Here is a 23,312-nt window from a genome sequence, read left to right as displayed (position 1 = left end):
GGCTCACAGACTTTCCGGGAGACGGAATTCCGCCTTGCGTTCGCTGTAGCGATCAACGAGGTAGTCGGCCCGGTCGCGCAGCAGCCATGTGAACTTCATCAGCTCCTCCATGACATCTACCATCCGGTCATAGAGGGGGGATGGCTTCATCCGGTCATCGTCACCGAACTGGGTATAGGCCATCGGCACGCTGGACTGATTGGGGACGGTGAACATCCGCATCCACCGGCCCAGCACCCGCAGGGCATTGACGGAATTGAAGCTCTGCGATCCGCCCGAAACCTGCATGACCGCCAGCGTGCGGCCCTGCGTCGGGCGGATCGAGCCTTCCGTCAGGGGCAACCAGTCGATCTGGTTCTTGAACACGGCAGTGATGTTGCCGTGCCGTTCGGGGCTGCACCAGACCTGGCCTTCAGACCAGATCGAGAGTTCCCGCAGTTCCCGCACCTTCGAATGACTTGCGGGCACGGAATCCGCTACCGGCAGGCCGGTCGGGTCGAACACCCGTGTCTCGGCCCCCAGCACCTTCAGGATGCGTTCTGCCTCAAGCACCAGCAACCGGCTGAAGGATCGGGGGCGTAAAGAGCCATAGAGCAGAAGGATACGCGGCGGATGGTCCACACGCGGTTGCGGTTCCAGCCGCGCGAGATCGACCTGTTCAAGATATTCGGGGTGAAGGGCCGGCAAGTCAGGTTCAGTCATTGTGATATCGGTCCATTCATGCATTACGGCTGGCTGATTAGAGGCAGCCACAGGGCCAGCGCCAGGAGTGTGACCAGCAGGACGGGAGGTGTGATCACCAGACCCACCTTCATATATTGCCCCCACGTGACCCGATGGTTCCTGGACGCCAGCACATGCAGCCAGAGCAGTGTCGCGAGACTGCCGATCGGCGTGAATTTCGGCCCGAGGTCGCAGCCGATGATGTTGGCATAGACCATCAGGTCGCGTGTCAGCGGCGTGATGTCGTGCGCCTGCTGGATCGCCAGTGCCCCGACCAGCACACTCGGCATATTGTTCATGATGGACGACAGAACAGCCGCCAGAAAGCCGGCGCCGATGGTGGCGATGAACGGCCCCTGATGGCCAAGCCAGACCAGTGCGGCCGCAAGGTAGTCGGTCAGCCCGGCATTGCGCAGGCCATACACCACCAGATACATGCCCAGCGAGAAGATCACGATCTGCCATGGCGCGCCCATCAGCACCTTGCGAACAGGGATCACCCGGCCATATCCGGCGACTGCCAGCAGGATGCCGGCAGCCAGGCAGGCCACGATACAGACCGGAATATGAAATGGCGCGGTCAGGAAATAAGCTGCCAGAATCAGGGCCAGCAGCGGAAAAGCCGCGCGGAACACAAGGTGGTCACGAATAGCCGAGACAGGTGCTGGCAGTTCAGAGACGGGGTAGGTCTGGGGCACCTGCCGCTGGTAATAGAGCCACAGGACGGCAAGTGTCGCGCCAAGGGCAGCCAGATCGACGGGGACCATGATCGCGGCGTAGCGGTCAAAGGGAATGTCGAAGAAATTGGCGCTGACGATGTTCACCAGATTGGAAATCACCAGCGGCAGGCTGGTGGTATCCGCGACAAAGCCGGTCGCGATGATGAAGGCCAGCGCCGCGCCATGGTTCAGACGGAGTTGTGTGAGGATAGCGATGACAATGGGCGTCAGCAGCAGGGCCGCGCCGTCATTGGCGAAAACCGCTGCAATGGCCGCTCCCAGCACCACGATCAGCGGGAATAGCGTCCGGCCTCGCCCTTTGCCCCAGCGTACGACGTGCAGGGCGGCCCAATGGAAGAACCCTGCCTCATCCAGCAACAGCGAGATGACGATCAGCGCGATAAAGGTGAAGGTCGCGTCCCAGACGATGTGCCAGACGACAGGAATGTCATGCCAGTGGATCACGCCAGCCGCCAAGGCCACGGCGGCACCTGCCATTGCGCTCCAGCCGATGCCCAGCCCCCGAGGCTGCCAGATGACAAAAACCAGCGTGACAACGAAAAGCAGAAGAGCCAGCATCAGGAGATCCGCTTTCCGGATTCATCGACGATCTTCTCGCCGTCCTCTTTGACGAAAGCGCCCCGCTGCGGGTTGGGCAGGATTTCCAGAGCCGCCTCGGACGGACGGCAGAGCGCAACACCGAGGGGGGTGACGACGATCGGCCGGTTCATCAGGATCGGGTGTGCGATCATGGCGTCGATCAGCGTATCGTCCGTCAGGGTCGGATTATCGAGGCCGAGCTCGTGAAAGGGCGTGCCCTTTTCCCGCAGGACCGCGCGCACCGGAACCCCCATACGGGCGATCAGATCGAACAGTTCCGCGCGGCTCGGTGGGGTTTTCAGATATTCGATGATCCTGGGCTCCTCGCCGCTATTGCGGATCAGTGCCAGCACGTTGCGCGACGTGCCGCAGGCCGGATTGTGGTAGATAGTGACGGTCATGGGCATGAGGCCGGGCTCGGGCTGCAGGAAGACAGGTTCGCGATCAGGGGCGCGCAGAGTTCGGGGCTGCCCGCACAGCAGTCTCTGACGAGGAAGAGCATCAGGTCGCGCAGGCGCGGAAGACAGGCGCGATAGACGATCAGCCGGCTGTGGCGCTGCGAGGTCAGCAGGCCGGCACGGGTCAGGGTGGCAAGATGGGCCGAGATCGTGTTCTGCGGGACATCGAGATGCCGCGCGACGTCTCCGGCGGGTAGTCCGTCCGGTTCGTGGCGCACCAGCAGGCGGAAGATCTCCAGTCGCGTGGACTGCGACAGAGCGCTCAGGGCAGCGAGGACAGATTCTGTATCCATAAATCGACGATCACGGATATATGGGATGAAGTCAAGACTACCCAGGACATGCCTCGTTCAGAGCTTGGAACGCGGCTTCACACGCCGAACAGGCGGCCGATCCCGCCCGTGACGATCATTGCCACAATACCCCAGAACGTCACACGCAGTGCTGGGCGCAGAGGCGCTGCGCCGCCGGCAATCGCGCCAACGACCCCCAGAACAGCGAGAACCACGACGGACGTCAGGGACACGCCCCAGGATACCCACGCCACGGGCGTCAGAACCGCCGCCAGCACAGGCAGTAGTGCTCCGGATGAAAAGGCGGTTGCCGAGGCGAATGCCGCCTGTATGGGTCGTGCCGCCGTGGCTTCGGACAGACCCAGTTCATCCCTTGCATGGGCACCGAGCGCATCATGCTTCATGAGGGCAACGGCGACCTTGCGCGAGAGGTCTTTATCCAGCCCTCTCTTCTGATAAATCCCGGCCAGTTCGGTGACTTCGCCCTCCCAGTCCGTGACCAGTTCCTGTTTCTCGCGGGCGATGTCGGCGTGTTCGGAATCGGCCTGGGAACTGACCGAGACATACTCGCCTGCCGCCATGGACAGGGCGCCCGCGACAAGCGCGGACAGTCCCGCGACGAGAATGCTGCCGCGTGTCGCATGAGAACTGGCAACGCCGACGATGAGGCTGCCGGTCGACAGCGTTCCGTCATTGGCGCCGAGAACGGCCGCGCGCAGCCACCCCAGTTTCTCGACGGCATGGCGTTCGGCCAGAGGATGGAGACGCGACATAAGGTGACCTGTTGCTTCTGATAAATACAAACCAGATTTAGGCCCCTGTTTTTGCCACGGCAATAGGCATTTTATTCTGACATTGCGAGCTATTTTCAATAGTATTTATATTTTCGTAAAATATTCTCTGTTCAGAATCCTGTCAGGTAAGCATGATATGGAAGTGAATCCAGGGTTCCTTTTCATCGAGACGCATATGCCTTGTTCAACGCCGGACATTACCGACACCCTGCGCTACGACAGGCCGACGATCGTCCTTCACTGGACCACCGCCTTTCTGGTGCTGCTTCAGTTTGCTCTTGGCGAAACCTGGAACTGGCCGGCAAAACCCGTCCATCATCTGATGGTCGTCGCGCATCTGACCGTCGGTATCCTGCTGACGGTGATCATGGCGTTCCGCATAGTCTGGCGTCTGACGAAAGGCCGGCATCTGTCGGACCTTCTCCGTCCAGTGGACCGGGTATGCGCTCTCGGGGCGGAGTACACACTCTATGGGCTGCTTCTGGCGGAAATTTTGCTGGGCTACTTCTGGCGATGGGGTGCCGGGCAGACGATGAGTTTTTTCGGCCTTCTGATCCCATCCCCGTTTGCACGGTTCCCGGCGGAAACCGTGACGTGGCTTCACACGCTGCATGAGTGGAACGCCTGGCTGATCATGGGCTTTGCGACAGGCCATGGCGCGGCGGCGCTTTTTCATCAGTTCGTCCTGAAGGACAAAGTTTTCGGGCGCATGTTGCCGCAGTGTTTCTTGCTCCGTCAGTGAGGCGGTCAGTATCCTGTCTGATTGTATGACTGGGCACACCGTGATGCTGGGCCGCCAACAAGCCAGAAGTGATGATTTTTTGTTGTCATCAGCAGCTTCACATGAATGCCGGTTCATGGGAATTGTCTCCTGTCGAACGGGAAAATAAGAAAGTATCGACCCAATGACGATCGTGCCGCGTGGCGTGGGACCAGAAAGACCGGGGTCGGCTCTTGAGGTGCTCCTCATCTTTCTCAGGCTGGGCGTCACCTGCTTCGGCGGGCCGATCGCGCATATCGGGTATTTCCGGGACGAATTCGTCGTCCGACGCCGGTGGCTCAATGAGCGCGCCTATGCCGATCTCGTCGGGCTGTGTCAGTTCCTGCCCGGTCCCGCGAGCAGCCAGGTGGGATTTTCCATTGGCCTGATGCGGGCCGGTTATGCAGGCGGTCTTGCGGCGTGGGCGGGGTTCACCCTGCCTTCGGCACTTATACTGGTCCTCTTCGCCTATGGCGCGAACGCGCTTGCCGGCCCGACTGGTGCAGGCCTTCTGCATGGACTGAAACTCGTCGCCGTCGCCATCGTCGCACAGGCCGTATGGGGCATGGCGCGCACGCTGTGTCCGGACCGGACGCGAGCTTCGATCGCGGTCACGGCCGCGCTCATCGTTCTGTTCGCCATCTCACCGCTTGCCCAGATCGCGGCCATCGTTCTCGGGGGCCTCGCCGGCTTGTGGCTTTGCCGCTCTGTGCAGACGTCAGATGGCGAGCATATTACAGTGCCCGTATCGCATCGTGCAGGGATCGTCGCACTGGCTCTCTTTCTGGCGTTGCTCTTCGGTCTGCCCGTTCTCGCCTGCCATGGCGCACCAGAGGGCGTTTCCCTGTTCGACGCCTTCTACCGGTCAGGCGCGCTCGTGTTCGGTGGCGGTCATGTCGTGCTGCCCTTGCTGCACGAGGCTTTCGTGACATCGGGCTGGGTCAGCGACGACACCTTTCTCGCCGGTTATGGCGCGGCACAGGCGGTTCCGGGGCCGCTTTTCACGTTCGCGGCCTATCTCGGCGCGGTCGTCGGGCAATCTCCCCACGGTGTTGCCGGTGCCGCTTTCGGTCTTTTCGGCATCTTTCTGCCGGGCATCCTGGTCCTGATCGGAGCTTTGCCCTTCTGGGACACCTTCCGCAGCCAGCGGGCCGTTCAGGCGACGATGCGCGGCGTCAACGCAGCGGTCGTGGGCCTGCTGGGGGCGGCGCTCTATACACCGGTCTGGACGAGCGCGGTCAGGTCGGCGGCGGATTTCGGGATCGTGCTGGTCGGTTTCGTCCTGCTGACCGTCTGGCGGGCGCCACCCCTGGTGGTAGTCGGTATCAGCGCGCTGGGAGGGGTCGTCATTGGGCAGGCGGCATAATGAAATGTTCAGTCAGCGACGTGCATCGACGCGTGATCGCCATACCGTTTTTCAACGCACACTTCAATAATGGCGCGTCGTTATAAGGGCCATGTTTCGGCCGTTTCCTGTGTAAGTCAGCCAGAAAACGGACAGGCAGTTTCCCTGAAGGGTTTCGGGCGCCGCGAGGCGTACGAAAGTCTGGGAAGACCGAACCCGCGACACCGGGACTCAGTTATGGGGAATTTGCAACTGGCGCTACCCGGGGGAGAGCCTGAGCCAGAGCATACAGGTGCGTTTGTGGAACTGGAACGGGTTTTTTATGACCGGATCTGCATGACGCGATGACAGAACTGGCGGTGCAGACAGCGATTTTCCCGGTTTTTCCGGTGATGCGTACAGAAGCCCCGGTTTGCCGGGGCGGAGCCACTCCGACATCGGGATCGGTCATGCTGTCGTATCTGCGGGCTGTCATGGTGATCCCCCGGTCGGATCAGTCGCCCGTGGTGGCCCTCGGGGCTGGCACCATCGGGGAAGGATCTGGATGACGATCATCGGACCACCACAGCATGGGCACGGCGGTGGCGTGATCGGTTCGGCTTCCGGGACTTCTGGCGCTGGTGTGGATATGACCTTGAGCAGTTCCCGCACCCGGGCGAGGCTGGCCTTGCGGCTGGAACTGGCCAGCAGGCCATAATGGCGGATGCGATGAAATCCCCGTGGCAGGACATGCAGCATGAAGCGGCGGATGAACTCATCCGTGGCGAGTGTCATGACCTGCTGCTGATGGGCCGTGTCCCGCCGGTAGTCCTTGTAGCGGAACGTCACGCCGTTTTCGTTGAACGCCAGGAGGCGGCGGTTCGAGATGGCGACACGGTGGGTATAGCGCGACAGGTAGGCCAGCACTGCTTTAGGACCGGCAAAAGGCGGTTTGGCGTAGACGACCCAGCGCGTGCTGCGCACAGGGGCCAGATACCGCAGAAAGGCACGGCGGTCTGCCAGAGGGGCAAGCTGCCCCCGAAAGGCCAGCCGGTCGGCATCGAAAAGTGCGCGCAGCCGGGTCAGGAACAGGCGGCGGAACAGTTTGCCCAGCACGCGAACGGGCAGCAGGAAAGCCGGTCGCGATGAGATCCAGCGCTGGCCATCGGGCGAGAGACCGCCACCCGGCACGATCATGTGCACATGGGGATGGTGGGTCAGCGCCGAACCCCAGCTGTGCAGCACGGCGGTGATGCCGATGCGCGCCCCCAGATGCCGGGGATCGGCGGCGATCGTCATCATCGTCTCCGAGGCGGCCTGGAACAGCAGGGCGTAGAGAACGGCCTTGTTCTGGAGCGCGATGTCGGCGATCCGCGCAGGCAGGGTGAAGACGACATGAAAATACCCGACCGGCAGCAGATCGGCCTCCCGCTCGGCCAGCCATGTCCGCGCGGCGTTTCCCTGACAGCGCGGACAATGACGGTTGCGACAGCTGTTATAGGCGATCCGCCAGTGTCCACAGTCCCCGCAGGCCGCGACATGACCACCAAGGGCCGCCGTGCGACAGTGTTCGATCGCCGACATGACCTTGAGCTGCTGCAGGGGGAGACGGCCGGCATGGGCTGACCGCCAAGCAGGGCCGGCAGCCCGGAAGATGTCCCCCAGTTCGAGGGAGGCGGACATGACCGCCCCCGCCCGGGGATCAGCCGTCGGGCCTCGCCTGCGTTGTCGCCAGCATGCCCAGTCTGTCGAGCGGACTGATGACGGCCCGCACGGTCCGTGTCGCAACTTTTGTATAAAGGGCCGTGGTCTCCAGGCGGGAATGACCCAGCAGAACCTGGATCACTCGGACATCGACACCATCCTCCAGCAGGTGCGTGGCAAAGCTGTGCCGCAGGGTATGAGGCCCCACACGTCTGGTGATCGAAGCAGCCCGCGCGGCATCGACAACCACACGATGGAGCTGCCGTGTGCTGATGGGCCTCATGGTGTCCTGCCCGGGAAAAAGCCAGCCACCGGAATGCATCACGCCCTGCTGGCGTCCGGCCTTCCACCACTCCCGCAGCAGGGGCAGAAGGTCTGCCGGAAGCATGGCGTTGCGATATCGTCCCCCTTTGCCCCGTTCGACCCTGAGCAGCATGCGCTCGCTGTCGATATCACTGATCTTGAGAGCTGCGACCTCGGCCACCCGCAGGCCTGCCCCATAGGCGACCGACAGGGCGGCCTGATGCTTGAGGCATACGGTCGCGTTGAGCAACCGGGCAACTTCATCGCGGCTCAGCACGACGGGCAGGTTGCGGGGCTGCGCCACCCGGACCAGCTTGCGTGCAAGGTCGAGATGGGGTGGACGGCCTCCCTGCGGCATCAATGTGCCATGATGGAGGTTCACTGACCATCAGGAGGAGACCGCCCGTATGAAAGCTAGCATAATTGGCCTTGATATTGCCAAATCCGTTTTTCAGGCTCATGGGGCTGACGCAAATGGAAAGTGCGTTTTCAAGCGCAAGCTTGGTCGCAGTGAAATTTCAGCATTTTTTGCAAAACTTGACCCATGTGAAGTTGTTCTGGAAGCCTGCGGGTCAGCTCATTACTGGGCACGGGTGATCAGCAGGATTGGTCATGATGTCAGACTGGTTCCTCCTGATCGGGTCAAATCATTTGTCAAAAAAGGCAAGAAAAACGACGCTGTTGATGCGGCTGCGATCTGCATGGCGGCGACTCATCCTGATACGATGTGTGTTCCGATCAAGAGCGAAGAGCAGCAAGGCGTGTTGTCACTGCATTCTACCCGCGCTCTTCTGGTCAAACAGCAGACCATGCTGAGTAATGCGTTACGGGCTCTTGCTTCCGAGTTCGGGCTGATAGCCCCTCTGGGCACACGCCATCTGCCAGAACTGATGGCAAAAATAGAGACATCAGCCGACCTGCCGGCTACCATGAAGCAGAGTGCCATGTTGTTATTTGAGCATTACGAAAAGGTCGCTCAGAGCATTGATGCTTTGGAAGTGCAGATCCGGGCGCGTGCAAAAAGCGATGAGGATGCGCGTCGGCTGATGACCATCCCTGGGGTCGGTCCCATAACGGCTTCTCTGATTGTCGCCTCGGTCGCGGATATTGGCTCCTTCGCCTCTGCGCGCCATTTTGCCGCCTGGCTTGGGCTTGTGCCTCGTCAGCATTCTACCGGCGGTAAAACCCGTCTGGGAAGGATTACCAAAACGGGCAACCGGCAGATAAGAACGTTGCTGGTTCTTGGTGCGACGGCCATGCTTCATCGTGCCCATAAGTGGGATAGCGCTGCGGGTCAGTGGCTATGCGAACTCATGGCGCGTCGTCCAAGGCGTCTGGCAACAGTTGCACTTGCCAATAAAATGGCTCGTATCATCTGGGCGTTGTTGTCACGTAAAGAGATCTATCGTCCGGCTGGTGTCAGTGTTTCAGCAGGCTGACTTGTACCAGCAGAACGATGGACACCGGAGCTTGCTCCGGTAAATCCGGCAGGATGTATGAACCGACGTGATGGGAAGACTGTCATTCAGCAACAGTTCAGGCCATACCGTTCGACCGTCTGTGCCCCTGAGCACGCGATACGAGATTGGTGCCTGACACGTGAGCGCACACCCATGATGGCCAGCGCATAAAGTCGCATAAACAGGCCGGACATAAGAGCGCATCTGACCGGGTCTTCACGTTAAATCGGTATGCATCATCCGCCAGTAGAATAATACGTTTTGGAAATTGCATGGGAAAGACAATGTGAAGCATTGCCTTTAAACGGCCGTCCACATAGGGCGGTCGAGCGTCTGGGTGAAGAAAAACCGCAGCGCCGACACGATGGCATTCATGGTCGGTGTCGGCATGCCAGCCGCGTTCTGCGCAATCTGGAACTGGCGCACATCCTCGACTGTTGCCGTGTGGGGTGAGCGGCCCAGAAACGTGGCGAACCGGCCGACATCGCGAAGGTAATTGCGCTGCGTCTCCCGGGAGAACCGCCGCACCGCCATGTCATCAAGCAGGCGCTGGCGAAGGGGACTGATTGCAGCAATGCACAGGGACTCTGTCATCATCCGGCTCCTTCTGGTGGGAAGAAGCCAGAGTGCTTGGCCCGATCAGGACAGTTCCAAATAAAACAGATCGCTCACGCCGTGGTGACAGACCTGCACACCGCACCAATCCCGCGCAGCGGGTTCGTTCTCCCCCCTGATCCGCCTGTCTGCTCCTGTATCACTGAGCAGACAGGCTGCAGTCGCCCTATGTTGGTCATAAGCAGAGCTGTTCTGGTCGCCGGTAGCAAGCCAGACTTCATCAAACACACCCTTCAGCATCTCTCCATGCCGAAACGCAGTCAAACCAAAGAAATTTTCCAATCCTAGCGATATCCGGCTCCCACAATCGCCGAACAGTGTTTGCAGTATGCCAGATCCAAGCGGCCCTGATATGGACATCTGCGTGAGTTTCGTGTCGTAGCGTGATGTTTCTAAAACGGCAGAACTCGATATCATCAGTCTGCAAAGCGTAATTCGCTTTCAAAAGTTGCCACGGCCTATTGGCAAATATTACCCATCTACCATCCAGACGGCTACATTTATCAATTATAGCCTTATCAAGCTCGGGTCTTCCAGACCAGTCTATGTGCTTGTTATTGTTTGGAAGAGGACTATCCATGACATTTCGAAATTGAAACCAGTCATGTACTTCATCCTCCCTCGTATCAAAAGAAATGGAATTCTTAATAGCGTGATAAAAATTATTTATCGTTTCAGTTTCTATATGTCCGGCCCTACCATGAGCGGGGGTGCTTCTAGCATAACAATAGGTCTGGAATCACGCCAATTTCCAGTCTGGGTCGTATTCTTGACAGTCATCTAATTTGTTCTTTTCAATTTTACGTTGAAACTTATATTATAATTTTTTCATTGCTTGAAGCATATCATCGCGGGCTGAGGCAATTATTTTCATCACGAACACCATCATTTTTGGGGATGGCAAGTTTTAGCTACCCCGCTAAACTCTACAGTACAATGCTTGATTCTCTCCATTTGACAGGCTCTTGGCCCGTTCTACTCCCGCGTGTTATCGACCAGGTGGATCGCCTTACTAGGCAGCTTCTGACTCAATCCGACGTAACGACCGACGTCCTGCGCTCCATTCTCTCGACGGCCCATTTCTCACCGCCCCTTCCCGTTTTCGTTGCCGGCAGCATGCTGCCTGACGGCAGCTTTCTACCCGATACCGAACTGCCCGAGTGCGCCGAACACGCATCCAACGCACGGATGCTTCTTGAGGCTACCTCCTCCTCCCTGCCCAATGGCTACCATCTCGAAGTAGCTCTTGAGATCGATCGACAGCGCTTGGCATTTGTCGCGTCGTTTGTCGCGTTGGACCAGGGTCAAACAGCATCAGACCTTCCTAGAAAAGATAAAATTCGATCTATCGCGACACCACCACCTATCGGACAGAATCCAGCTAATGTCGCGCGTTGGTTCACAGATCTGGTCGAAGCTGAGGTTCCCAAACATGACGGCCAACTGGAGACATCACAGGCAGCTGTCGGCGCTTTCGTTCAGCTAGCGAAGGCCACGAACACCCGCCGTGCCTATCGCTCGGCAATCCGGGGCTGGTGTGTTTGGGCAGCACGTCATGACCTTCCCGCCTTACCTGCTCGTAGTGAAGACGTTGCCACCTATCTTGCAGATCTCGCTTTGCGCGAACGTAAGCCGGCCACTATCGAACTCCATCGTGCAGCACTGCGCTATCTTCATCACATCTCCCATCTTCCCATTCCAACGACACACGCGCTCGTCTCTGAGACGCTGGCGGGTATTCATCGCTCACCGAGGAAAACGCCACCACGTCAGGTCAAAGGTTTGACATGGGAGTTGATCTGCGAGGTTGTTGATAGGATCCCGATGACCTCGCTGGTGGATGCTCGTGATCGCGCCATTCTCCTCCTTGGTTATGGTGGTGCGCTACGACGCTCCGAACTGGCGGCGATCCAGCTCGAACACGTCTCGCTTGATGAAGACTGCATGCGGATCACCCTGCCCCACTCCAAAGGCGACAAGAAGCATCAGGGCACCACGATTGTTATCCCACGCGGCATAACCAGACATTGTCCGGTGCGGGCATGGGAGACGTGGCTACGACAGTCAAAATTGACGCCACGAAACAAGAACAAGGATACTAAACCAGAGAACGTAAACGAGACGACGGCCGCCTTCCCAAGAATATGGTTGCCTGCTGCTGCGAAAAATAATGAGCCGCCCCCTGCCCCTAAAATTGGCATGAAGAGTCTTTCAGACTGGTCGGTTGCCAAGATTATCAAGCAGCGCTGTCAGTCAGCCGGCATTGAGGGTGATTTCAGCGGCCACAGTCTGCGCCGGGGTGCTATCACGACCGGTGCTCAGGATGGCCTCGATCTGATCAGGCTCAAACGCTTTTCCCGTCATCGCGATTACCGCGTCTTGGAGGCTTACATTGAGGAGGATCAAGTTCTTTCAAAACATCCAGGAAAGACGCGTTTTTAGAGAAATTTAGACTGATAGATGAATGCCATGCGATTCTTAATGAAAGCTGACCATATCTATCACATCAGGGAATCAGACTGACTCTATGCAACGTTGCATAGAGTCGGGATTTATTGGACTTTACTCACGGCTAGACTATTGGAAAAGCTCCCAACAAAAATTGGCAAGACCAAACTTTCAGGGGACATTGGACTTTACTCACGGTAAAATTGGACCCTTCTCACACGACTCTGGTTAATCCACTGGACTCTACTCACACAGCAAATAATATAAATCTAATAATCTTCAATTTGCCGCGTGAGTGAAGTCCAAAATCCGTGAGTAACGTCCAACCTAATCACGTGGAAAACTCCTGTGAGTAAAGTCCAACTTGACCAAAGCCCACCTGCTACGTCAGGGTCAGGGTAATGGCAGACGTTCATCACCTTTTGTTGCAGCATGGTCTTGATGAGGCCCGGCGATTGCAAAACATCGACAAGAACTCTCGTGCTTGTGTCGATGCCGCTCACGAAGTGCTGTGCGACGAACAACAAGCTATCGGTATAGCACATGCAGGCTTCGCAATGGCCGCCCTTCCACACAAAAAACCCAACTCTCCTGTTTGGGAACGCGACGGTGGACCAGTAAAATTACTCATTGAAAGCGGTCTTGATGCCAATAAAGAGCCTGTAGGCATTCCTTATGGTTCAGTAGCACGACTGATACTTTTATATCTTCAGACGCAAGCAGTCAGAAATAAAAGCAGACAAATTGAACTTGGGGCGTCAATGAACGCTTGGCTTTCAGCAATGAATCTATCTATTGGAGGAAAAACCTACAATTTAGTAAGAGAGCAAAGTCGAAGAATTAGCCGCTGCCGACTAACCTTTTTCCGATCAGATGCCGGGAATCAGTATGTCAGTAACGGCGCATTCGTACGAGACGCTATATTTCCTCTGGATCCATCAAACTCAGATCAGCAGTCACTGTGGCTAGAAGTAGTAACTCTCGATGAGTCCTTCTATAACAGTCTGATTCAGCATCCACTACCTTTACGTGAAGTGGCAATTCGCCAAATCTCAGGTAGGTCAATGGCTATTGACCTTTATATTTGGCTTGCCTACCGTCTCCACATTCTGCCAGGGCCTGTTAAAGTGAGTTGGGCAGCCCTTAAAAGTCAATTTGGTCCCGATTATAGAGAGCTTCGTTTTTTCAGACGGGACATCATCCCATCTTTAAATCTTGCTTTGTCCGTTTACCCTGAGGCCGTAGTAACTATAGACGACCGTCAAGGTCTAACCCTATTTCCTTCCCCGGCACCAGTAAAAGAGCGTAACCGGTATTTGCCTTAAGAAACGTCTTTGGATTGGACTTCTCTCACGGTCTGGTTTACTCGGTTTTAAAATCACATAATCAGAAAAAATATTTTCCAATTACATCAGTTGTTTACGCAAAAAAAAGTGTGTGAGTTTAGTCCAATATCCTCTCTGTTGATGTTGAGTGTTGACAGGGGAGTGTTGATTGCTCAACACTCACTGTTGCTGATGGCAGGAGAGTGGTGATGACGGAAAATAATGCAGGCAATACTCTTAAGAAAATTAGGACGAACTTAGGTCTTTCACAGGCTGAGTTAAAATCCTTATTAAACGAACGGCTTTCTAGAAACTATGATCGACACACGATCTCACGTTGGGAAAACGGACGCCAGCCTATCCCGTCTGAGGTGTTGAACGAACTACAGCAGCTAATCGAGCGCAGACCTCAGCCGTTGCAAGTCATAGTCTTTGCCAACCAAAAAGGTGGAGTTGGTAAAACGACAAGCGCCTTAAATGTTGCATATGCTTTAAGTCGCCTTAACTATCGCGTGCTGCTAATAGATGCAGATCCACAAGCCAGTGCAACCTCAGCGCTCGTTGGCGATGCTTTAGTAGAACTATATCGCAATGGCAGAACACTCGATGCGGCGTTGCTCAAGGGAATCCCCTTTGCAGACGTGATACTCGACAAATCAACGGAACTTGGAAACGGACGAATTCTACCGTTCTCATTTATACCAAGTCATATTGATCTGGCCGAAGTAGATGTTCGCAGGGAACCTGGTACAGAAGGTCTGCTTCGTGAGGCCATTCAAGGTGTACAGAATGATTTTGACTACATTATAATCGATAGTCCACCTCACCTAGGCTTTCTAACGTGGATGGCATTAACAGCCGGAAATCAGGTTTTCATTCCTGTTCGTACAGAACCATATGACGTTATGGGGGTGAACCTGATCCTAGACACGATCTCCAAAGTAAACCGTCGGTCCAACCCACGTCTAAGAATTGGTGGAGTAATTCCCACTCAATTTTCGTCTAACCAATACGTTGATGTTGGAATAATAGAGCATCTAATAACAACGCTTGCGGGGAAGGCTGACGTTTTGGAACCGGTGCCAAGTAGTACTGCTTTTAGTAATGCAGCTTGGGAAGGAAAGATCTCCGTGGAAGTATCACCGACCAACCCTGCTGTGCGCCCTTACGTGAGACTTGCCGAAGCTATCAGCAAGGGAAATCAGCCTACGCTGGCCACCGATGCTTTGGACTTAAACCAAACAGAGGAAGATGTCCGTGGCTAGAACATTCAAGAAGAGAAACCCCTCGGCCTTTCTAGAAGCACAAAAGGGTATAACAACGTCTTTCTCAACTCCATTTCTCGGTAAGGGAAGATTTAATCATAGCTTCGAGGTGCAGCTTTCTGAATTAGTTCCTGACCCTGATCAACCTCGCAAGTTTTTCAATTCGGAAGATATTAAAGCGTTAGCTACTTCTCTTTCAGAACGGGGAATTCTGCAACCAATCCTTGTTAGAGAAGCAGAAGAAGGTTCTGCAAAATGGATTATCGTTGCAGGTGAAAGACGGTGGAGAGCAGCTGCCAGTCTTGGCTGGGAGAAGCTTCCAGCTATTGAATATGAAGGTGATTATAGAGCGGCAAGCTTGGTTGAAAATTTACTCCGAACTGATCTGTCAGCAGTGGAAGAGGCGCGTGGGCTACGCAATATAATGGACTTAAATAACTGGTCACAAAGCGAAACAGGCCGCCAGCTAGGGTTAAGTCAATCTAGGGTAAATCGCACGCTGCGGATTCTCGATCTCCCTTGTGCTTTTTTAGATTTCGCATCGGCTCACGCAGTTCCTATTAACGTACTAGTTCAAATAGTGCGTGAAGAGGATCCAACTCAGCAGCAGGTCTTGATGGATCGAGTGATGACCGGCTCCGCGACAGTGGCCGAAGTGCAGGATTTACGCAAAAAGGCTGATACGAAATCGCAGAACATAGCGGACAAAAAAACAGGATCCGAGCTGAAGGCTTTTAAAACTATTCGTAGATTTATAAAGGAAACCACAAGCATAGGTGGCAAGAAGATAGCTTTGTCAGAGGAAGAGAAAAATGATCTCCGACAGGCTCGCGATATGATTGATCAATTGCTGGGCTACTAGAGGTAAACAATCTGACAGTTCCAAGGCTATGCAACGTTGCATAGCCTTTTTTTTTATTTGTGTTCCTTTCTCCTATGCAACGTTGCATAGGACAGAAGGACAGAAGGACAGAAGGACAGAAGGACAGAAGGACAGAAGGTTCACCAGCCCTGAGCGTGCGCCGCAAGTGGTAGGTGCTCGCCATGCTCGCCCGCTACGCGGCCTGTGCGTGGCTCCGCTCCCGGCGCAGGGCGCCGCACTTGCGCCACCCACTCCGGCCCGGTTGTCGGGGAAGTGTCAAGGAGAAGGAATAAGGAGAGAGTAAACACTCCCCGTTCTGCACTTGACCCCGACCAACCCAGCAATCAGGCCCCCGAACCTCAGAAGAGGTGTCGGGCGAAGCCGTTTGGACGGAGTGTGCCATCATGTCCATGTCTGCCTCGCAACTCAATCTGTTCGATACTACAGTGCTGTCAGGTGAACTTGCAGCCCTCTGGTCTCTGGAGGATGACCAGCCCATACCGGAAGTCTCACTCCCCTCCCCTCAGACCTTCCGCATCCCGCAGCGGGATTTTCGTCTGAAGGGCGTTCGTGGTCTGGCTCAAGGGTGGAAAGCGCGTGCCGAGGCCAACCTCGCAGCAATTGCCCTGCTCGGAACACTTGAGCGCGAGGATCGGAACGCCACAGAGGCAGAGCAGGAGGTGCTCGCCCGTTTTACAGGTTTTGGTGCGGGTGAACTGGCCAACAACCTCTTCCCGACCACAGGCAGAGAGGTCCGCAAAGGATGGGAAAGCCTTGCTGCAGAACTTGAACAGCTGACGACGGAGACTGAACGCGCCGGTCTGCAGCGTGCGACACAGTATGCCCATTATACGCCGGAACTGATTGTTCACTCGATGTGGGACATGGCCCTGCGTATGGGGTTTCGGGGCGGTTCAGTGCTTGAACCGGGGTGCGGCACGGGGCTCTTCATTGCCGCACGACCTGAAAAACTGGAAGGCAAGATCGCCTTCACAGGCATTGAAAACGACCCAATCTCAGCCCGCATAGCGCGCAAGCTCTACCCGAACCAATGGATACGCAGTGAGGACTTCACGCGTGCCCAGCTCCCACAGGGCTATGATCTGGCGATTGGTAACCCACCCTTTAGCAATCGCACGGTGCACGGTCGTGTTGGCTTGGAGAAGCAGGGTCTCAGTCTTCACGACTTCTTCATTGCCCGCTCACTCGAAGCTTTACGACCAGGGGGTATCGCCCTGTTCGTGACCTCCCGATACACACTGGACAAAACGGATCCTAAGGCACGACGGATTATCGGCGAGAGCGCAGACCTGCTTGGCGCTGTGCGTTTACCTGAAGGCGCAATGCGTGACGATGCCGGGACAGATGTGGTGGTCGATATCCTGGCATTCCGCAAACGAGAAATGGGGGAAGAGCCGTCAAACGAGAGCTGGGTTGAAACTGCAGACATCCCAGACTCAGATGAGGGGAATGGTCCGCTCGTCATAAACCGGTATTTCCATGACCATCCCGAACAGGTGCTCGGCAGTCATATCTGGACGACAACGCAGTTTGGTCCCGATTACACATGCTCTGCCACCGCCGGCGCAGAACTAGACCTTCTTCTTCCGCAAGCCCTGAGCCGGATCGCGCCCAACGTTCATTTCCTGCAGCCGTTAGAGGCGCGTATTGCCAGACCAGCAGGTGAGGGCGTTACGGTTGGAACCGCGGCAACTGGTGCGGACCTCAAGGAAGGAAGCTACTTTGTAGAACGGGGTGTTCTGCACCAGATTAGCGAGGGACAGGCGCAGATCGTGCCGATCCGCAAGGCAGGACAGACAGAAGGGATTTTTGCCAAACATGCGCGGATCATTCGTGCGCTGGTGCCCATCCGTGATGCCGCGCGCAGCGTATTGCGGGCGCAGATGCAGAACCTACCTTATGGAGCGCAGCAGCGCACTTTGAAGGCGGCGTACCAGAGTTTCGTGCGAGAGTTTGGCCCCATCAATCATACCCGCACCACGCTACGCGAGAACCCTGAAACTGGGAAAACACGCGAAACCCAGCGGCGTCCGAACCTGCAGCCCTTTCTGGATGATCCTGACGTCTGGCTGGTGGCTTCGATTGAGGAGTATGACGAGCGCACGGATACGGGTCGCATGGGGCCAATATTTTCAGAGCGTGTCATTCATGCACCGACAGAGCCTGAAATACACGGAGCCCATGACGCGCTGGCTGTGTCCCTGCATGAAACGGGCCGTGTGGATCTGCCTCTCATTGCCGAACTGCTGGGACGGAGTGAAGCCGATACGTTGGCTGAACTGGGTGAGAGCATTTACCTCGATCCGGAACGCAGCGCGCAGGGCAGGGACGTCTGGGTCACGTCTGATGAGATGCTCTCAGGTGCGGTGCGCACCAAACTGGCGCTCGCACGCGAGGCCGCACATCATGATCAGCGGTATGCACGCAATGTCAGCGCCCTTGAAGGTGTGCAGCCTGCTGATCTGCGTCCCTCTGAAATTACAGCCCGTCTGGGAGCACCGTGGTTGCCCGTCACGGACATTCAGGACTTCGTACAAGAGGTCATGGGGATTGAAACAACCGTTCGTCATACCCCGGAAGTGGCATGCTGGAGTATCAATCGTGCGCCGTTTCTGTCTCGCGCTGAAGCAACATCCGTCTGGGGCACGGAACGACGCAATGCGGCTGAACTTCTGGAGGACGCGCTGTCCCAGTCCATTCCCAAGATCTGGGATCACTGGCGCGATGAGAATGGCAATGACCGGCGCAAACTCAATACGCAGGAAACCGAGGCAGCCAAGGAAAAACTGGCGGCTATCAAGAGCGCGTTCGAAAAATGGGTCTGGGGGGATCCCGAGCGCTCGGACCGTCTCGTAAAGCTCTATAACGAGACCTACAATAACCTTGTGCCGCGTGCCTTTGATGGCAGTCATCTGCATCTGCCTGGAGCGAGCAGTGTGATTACCCTGCGTGCTCATCAGAAGCGCGTGGTTTGGCGGATTATCGCTTCAGGACGCACCTACATGGCGCATGCCGTGGGAGCGGGGAAAACATTCTCCATGGCCGCGGCCGTCATGGAGCAGAAACGGCTTGGACTGATCAGCAAGGCCGTGATTGTGGTGCCAGGTCATTGCCTTGCACAGATGGCGCGTGAGTTTCTCATGCTTTATCCCACGGCACGGATCATGGTGGCCGACGAAGCCAATTTCGTCAAAGCCAAACGCCAGCGTTTCATTGCCCGAGCGGCGACAGAAAACTGGGACGCGATCATCATTACGCATGACGCTTTCAAGTTCATACCGGTCGAGGCGGGATTTGAACGCGAGATGATCGAGGATCAGATTGCCTCTTACGAAACCATTCTTTCCGGTCTTGATGGTGACGACCGTATCTCGCGCAAGCGGATCGAACGCATGAAAGAAGGGATGGAAGCAAAGCTTGAAGGGTTGGCTGCCCGCAAGGATGATTTGCTGCACATGGGTGAAATCGGGATTGATCAGATCCTTGTCGATGAAGCCCAACTGTTTCGGAAACTGTCCTACGCCACCAATCAGTCCGATCTGCGAGGTGTCGATCCCAATGGCTCTCAGCGTGCATGGGATCTGTTCGTGAAAACCCGTTACCTCGCGAAGAAGGATCCGACACGTCCGCTGATTATGGCGTCAGGCTCCCCTATCACGAATACCATTGCCGAATTGTGGAATGTCGGACGGTACATGGACCTGGATGCTCTTGTCGCACGCAATCTGCATGAATTTGATGCGTGGGCCGCCAACTTTGGGGAAACACGTACCGAACTGGAGCTTCAGCCCAACGGTCTTTACAAACCGGTCACGCGCTTTACCGAATTCGTCAATGTGGCCGATCTGATGGCCATGTATCGTGATTTTGCTGATGTCGTTCAGTCTGATGAGTTGTCCCGATATGTAAAGCTGCCCTCAGTAAAGAGCGGTAACAGACAGATTGTCGTGGCCGAGAGCACGGAAGACTTCCGGGCGTTCCAGCGGACACTCGCAGAACGGATGCGTGCGATTGAAGCCCGTTCGGGCCGCCCACAGAAGGGAGACGACATAATTCTCAGTGTGATGAATGATGCCCGCTTTGGTGCGATCGATCTACGTTTCATCAAGCCATGGGCAGATAATGACCCGCACTCCAAGCTGAATGTGATGATCCGGAAGGTATTTGAGATCTGGCATGAGACATCTGCCAATCGCTACACCAATCCAGAAACGGGCAGGGCCTATGATTTGCCGGGAGCGGTGCAGATGATCTTTTCCGACCTCGGCACGCAGACCTCACAGAGCAAGCGCGGGTTCTCGGCTTATAACTGGATCAGGTCAGAGCTGATCCGCATGGGTGTCCCGGCCGAGCAGATTGCCTTCATGCAGGATTACGACAAGGCAGCAGCCAAGCTGCGTCTGTTTGGTGATCTTAATGCAGGCCGCAAGCGTATCCTGATTGGTTCAACAGCCACAATGGGAACGGGAGTGAATGCGCAGCAGCGCCTGAAAGCCCTGCATCATCTCGATGTGCCATGGCTAGTCGCTGACATCATGCAACGTGAAGGTCGGATTGTGCGTCAGGGCAACCAGCACGATGAAGTGGAAATCTACGCATACGCGCAGCAGGGATCTGTAGACGCCACCAATTGGCAGCTGCTTGAACGCAAGATGCGTTTTATCGGTCTTGCGATGTCGGGAGATCGGACCATTCGTCGGATTGAGGATGTGGGTGGTGAAGGCAATCAGTTTGCAATGGCCAAGGCGCTTGCATCAGGTGATATGCGTCTGATTCAGAAAGCAGGTCTGGAAGCCGATATTGCGCGTCTTGAGCGTTTGCAGGCCGCACACTTCGATGATCAGTTCAATGTGCGTCGCCAGATCCAGAGAGCTGAACGCGACATCAGGACAGCGCAGACACGCATTCCGAAAATTGAGGCAGCATTCAATCAGCGGATATCCACGAAAGGGGAGGCGTTTGCGTTGCACCGAAACACCAAGGTGGTTGAGAGCCGTGAGAAAGCTGGGGCATGGATCCTGTCACAGGCGCGGCTTGCTGAACGCGAAGGCCGTACCGGGCGATGGACCATGGGGCGCATCGCCGGTTTCGAGGTGATGTGCGAAGCACATGAACAGCAGTTCAGAACGTCCGATAAGAGAAAAAGAGAAGTTGTGTCAACGATCTATCTGGATACCCCAGCAGGAGAAATCGAGGTCGAGACGGATCGTGAGACCAAACCATTGGGACTGATTTCACGTATTGAGCATGCAGCCCTAAGGCTGGACAGCGATCTGGCTGAAACACAGCGCAGCCTGGAAGAGGCAGAACGCCGACTGCCAGCTTACCGCTCACGCGAAGGGCTGCCGTTTGTGGAAGCTGTGGATCTTCAGGCCAAACGTGCTGAGCTGCACGCATTGGATGCCGAGTTGGAAGCAGAAGGGAAGGAAGAGGAAGCTGCGCTGAAATCAGCCACAGCAAATGATGATGCTGCTTCTGACGCGATTGAAAAAACAGAGGAATTGTCCTGAGAAAAAAGGAAAACAGAAAGCCGAAAAGGCAAGGGCGCGCCACAGGCCGCCCACCCGCAGCAAGGGTGCGCCCCGTTCCGGGGCCGCGCTGACGCACGCCCTTGCCCCGTGTGTGCGTCTGCGGCGGTGCCAAAGGTATGAGGTCAGACAAATAACGCCTCATGAACCTGACAGTGAGGAGAGTATCATGACGGAACTTCGCCGCGTTGATCCCAAAACACTCGTGCCGAACCCGAACAATCCACGCAAGACGCAGCCAGATCCTCGCGCGGATCATCAGCTTGCATTGAATATCAAGACAGTGGGTCTGATTCATCCTCCATGCGTGCGGGAACTTGAGGATGGTCAACTGATGATTGTCGCAGGTCACCGGCGCGTGCGGGCATGCATTGCGGCAAAATTGACCGAAATTGACGTGCACGTCCGCTCAGGTGATGAAAAGAGCGATACGATGGCGGCTGTCGCCGAAAATATCGTGCGTGCGGATATGACGGAATCCGAACAGTGGCGTGGTGTGCTGGATATGCGCGCAACAGGGGCTACTGACACAGAAATCTGTCGGTCCTTCATGGTAACGCCTGCTTATCTGCGCGGATTGATGCTTCTGTCCCAGATGCATCCGCCCATCATAGCGGCGATAGATGCAGGGATTGGGCCATCTTTTCAGGAACGCAATGCGATTGCGCGCACGCCGCTGGAGCGACAACGCGATGTATGGGCCGAGATCTGGGCTGAAAGTGCGGATGAGGGAGTTGATCCGGCCGATTATGAAATGAGCAGGGAAGAGTTTGCGCACTTCGACTGGGAAGATTTCGTCCGCTATCTTGATCAGGTCGAGTTATATGCCCGTGATTTTGAATTTGATGACGAGACGGCACAAGAGGCGGGCGTGGTCTGGGAAGATGATCTTTTCGGGCAGGGTGGGCAGGACAATCGTTACTGCACCCAGTTCGCGGCAATCTTCAAGGCACAGCAGATATGGGCCGAAAAAAAGAAACCTGAAGGCTGCGTCTTCATTCAGGCAAACGAGTATGGAGAAGGGATTGTTCCCGAGGGGCACCGGAGTGTTGGGTCATGGGAAATGGAGCAGGCAGATGATATCCCGACGATCTGGGTGAGCTCCCGCACGCTGGCGATCAAGACTGGCCGGATGCGCAAAATCACGCAACGGACAGCCCAGAGCGGTGAAGAGGGGGCACTTTCGTTTTCGAGTGCCCAATCTACCGAGAAGCCCAAGGAACGTGCGGATATTTCCGGAACGGGTCAGAAGATTATCGGTGAGGTCCGCACACAGGCATTGCGAGAGGCACTGGCAGCAGCCCGCGAGAGCGCGGACCCATGGGATCTGATAGGGGCGTTCCTGCTGGCCCTGAGTGCTGACAATGTGAATATCCATGGAGATAACACTTATGATCCCTATGGTGCGGCTTCCGAACGGGACCGGGCCGTTGCAAGTGTCTTTCCAGAGGGCGTGCTCGTGCGCGATCCGGCAGTGCTTCGGAACGCTGCTCTTGCAGTGCTCAGCAGTTTCATGAACTGCGAGGTGAGCATGCATAGTGGAAGTGGACTGCCTGCCCAGATCCTTGGTGTGCTGTTCAATGCCGATGCCCATATGCCGACGATGGCTTTTGAGGATTTCCTCAAGACTTACAGCAAACCTGGGATTACCAAGGCTGTCCAGGCTGAAGGACTGGAAGAAAAACCCACGGGAAAGGCTATGCGTGAAGCCTTGATGGCGCATGTTGGCGAAAAACGCTGGGTGCCCGAACCTGCGACTTTTGCAGCCGGCATTCCGGCATGGAAAGCCAAAATGGAAAAACAGGCAGCGCGTGCGGCAGCACGGGCCCAATTGGATGCACAGACTGAGGAAGATGACGAGATCAATGACCAGTCATCAGACATGGAACTCTGTGACGAACAAGATGTGGCTGAAGCTGATGAAGAGACGCTGACACCTGAAGAAGACGTGTCAGCAGATGACACACCGTCGGTGTCTGAGACGGCTTCCTCGCATACCAAAGCACCAGATGATCCACGCATACCAACCCAACTGACAGAGCTGGCGCGTGAGATGCCTGAGCACCTTGAAATTATCATGGTCTGACAAATACAGGCGGCCCATCGAACG

General features: G+C 56.1%; 16 protein-coding genes and 2 pseudogenes. 9 read left to right on the top strand and 9 right to left on the bottom strand.

The features are described 5' to 3' along the window. Window positions 1–3: 3 nt before the first annotated feature. The 5 genes from arsH to QQM41_RS15645 form a co-directional block, all read right to left on the bottom strand. Entirely contained in the window at window positions 4–702 is a 699-nt protein-coding gene (gene arsH / locus QQM41_RS15665; RefSeq protein WP_025440028.1) for an arsenical resistance protein ArsH, read from the bottom strand. Window positions 703–725: 23 nt separating this feature from the next. Further along, window positions 726–2,021, bottom strand: coding sequence for an arsenic transporter (locus QQM41_RS15660; RefSeq protein ID WP_339078178.1), 1,296 nt, complete (start codon window positions 2,019–2,021; stop codon window positions 726–728). Next, window positions 2,021–2,443: an arsenate reductase (glutaredoxin) gene (gene arsC, locus QQM41_RS15655; RefSeq protein ID WP_070324232.1), complete on the bottom strand. Its 423-nt coding sequence runs from the start codon at window positions 2,441–2,443 to the stop codon at window positions 2,021–2,023. Before arsC ends, QQM41_RS15660 begins: the two co-directional genes overlap by 1 nt. Next, a complete protein-coding gene (locus QQM41_RS15650; protein WP_339078177.1) occupies window positions 2,440–2,793 on the bottom strand; it encodes a metalloregulator ArsR/SmtB family transcription factor in 354 nt (117 codons plus the stop codon). The genes arsC and QQM41_RS15650 overlap by 4 nt, the downstream gene beginning before the upstream one ends. Window positions 2,794–2,870: 77 nt before the next feature. Further along, window positions 2,871–3,566, bottom strand: coding sequence for a VIT family protein (locus tag QQM41_RS15645; RefSeq protein ID WP_035379753.1), 696 nt, complete (start codon window positions 3,564–3,566; stop codon window positions 2,871–2,873). 157 nt (window positions 3,567–3,723) lie between these two features. On the opposite strand from QQM41_RS15645, the gene QQM41_RS15640 reads away from it, so the two are divergent. Together QQM41_RS15640 and chrA are read left to right on the top strand one after the other, a co-directional pair. Beyond that, entirely contained in the window at window positions 3,724–4,329 is a 606-nt protein-coding gene (locus QQM41_RS15640; RefSeq protein WP_339078176.1) for a cytochrome b/b6 domain-containing protein, read from the top strand. 163 nt (window positions 4,330–4,492) lie between these two features. Next, window positions 4,493–5,713: a chromate efflux transporter gene (gene chrA, locus QQM41_RS15635; RefSeq protein WP_039998682.1), complete on the top strand. Its 1,221-nt coding sequence runs from the start codon at window positions 4,493–4,495 to the stop codon at window positions 5,711–5,713. A 450-nt stretch (window positions 5,714–6,163) separates the two neighbouring features. Here the strand turns inward: chrA and QQM41_RS15630 are convergent, their stop codons facing one another. Beyond that, window positions 6,164–7,354, bottom strand: coding sequence for an IS91 family transposase (locus QQM41_RS15630; RefSeq protein ID WP_336763672.1), 1,191 nt, complete (start codon window positions 7,352–7,354; stop codon window positions 6,164–6,166). A 19-nt stretch (window positions 7,355–7,373) separates the two neighbouring features. Further along, window positions 7,374–8,006 (bottom strand): annotated as a pseudogene (locus tag QQM41_RS15625) (tyrosine-type recombinase/integrase); the annotation flags it as partial. Window positions 8,007–8,085: 79 nt separating this feature from the next. On the opposite strand from QQM41_RS15625, the gene QQM41_RS15620 reads away from it, so the two are divergent. Then, the gene (locus QQM41_RS15620; protein ID WP_237934641.1) at window positions 8,086–9,117 is read left to right on the top strand and encodes an IS110 family transposase; all 1,032 of its coding nucleotides are present in this window, start codon (window positions 8,086–8,088) and stop codon (window positions 9,115–9,117) included. 339 nt (window positions 9,118–9,456) lie between these two features. On the opposite strand, the pseudogene QQM41_RS15615 reads toward QQM41_RS15620, so the two are convergent. After that, a pseudogene (locus QQM41_RS15615) lies at window positions 9,457–9,735 on the bottom strand (phage integrase N-terminal SAM-like domain-containing protein); the annotation flags it as partial. A gap of 42 nt (window positions 9,736–9,777) precedes the next feature. Beyond that, the gene (locus QQM41_RS15610; RefSeq protein ID WP_339078311.1) at window positions 9,778–10,017 is read right to left on the bottom strand and encodes a hypothetical protein; all 240 of its coding nucleotides are present in this window, start codon (window positions 10,015–10,017) and stop codon (window positions 9,778–9,780) included. A gap of 672 nt (window positions 10,018–10,689) precedes the next feature. Between QQM41_RS15610 and QQM41_RS15605 the strand changes: the two genes are divergently transcribed. From QQM41_RS15605 to QQM41_RS15580, 6 genes are all read left to right on the top strand, one after another. Then, entirely contained in the window at window positions 10,690–12,195 is a 1,506-nt protein-coding gene (locus QQM41_RS15605) for a tyrosine-type recombinase/integrase (protein WP_339078310.1), read from the top strand. Window positions 12,196–12,602: 407 nt separating this feature from the next. Continuing rightward, window positions 12,603–13,526, top strand: a complete 924-nt coding sequence (locus tag QQM41_RS15600; protein WP_012813117.1) for a replication protein RepA — start codon at window positions 12,603–12,605, stop codon at window positions 13,524–13,526. A 209-nt stretch (window positions 13,527–13,735) separates the two neighbouring features. After that, a complete protein-coding gene (locus QQM41_RS15595; RefSeq protein WP_012813118.1) occupies window positions 13,736–14,791 on the top strand; it encodes a DUF1870 family protein in 1,056 nt (351 codons plus the stop codon). Further along, window positions 14,778–15,653 (top strand): ParB/RepB/Spo0J family partition protein, encoded by an 876-nt coding sequence (locus tag QQM41_RS15590; RefSeq protein WP_339078309.1) that lies wholly within the window; start codon window positions 14,778–14,780, stop codon window positions 15,651–15,653. The genes QQM41_RS15595 and QQM41_RS15590 overlap by 14 nt, the downstream gene beginning before the upstream one ends. Before the next feature lie 404 nt (window positions 15,654–16,057). Continuing rightward, window positions 16,058–21,184, top strand: a complete 5,127-nt coding sequence (locus tag QQM41_RS15585) for a DEAD/DEAH box helicase family protein (protein ID WP_339078308.1) — start codon at window positions 16,058–16,060, stop codon at window positions 21,182–21,184. A gap of 187 nt (window positions 21,185–21,371) precedes the next feature. Next, a complete protein-coding gene (locus QQM41_RS15580; RefSeq protein ID WP_339078307.1) occupies window positions 21,372–23,288 on the top strand; it encodes a ParB N-terminal domain-containing protein in 1,917 nt (638 codons plus the stop codon). Window positions 23,289–23,312: the final 24 nt, after the last annotated feature.

Source organism: Acetobacter sp. AC2005, from assembly GCF_037901235.1.
Lineage (GTDB): Bacteria > Pseudomonadota > Alphaproteobacteria > Acetobacterales > Acetobacteraceae > Acetobacter > Acetobacter oryzoeni.
This window is presented reverse-complemented; position numbering and strand designations above follow the sequence as displayed.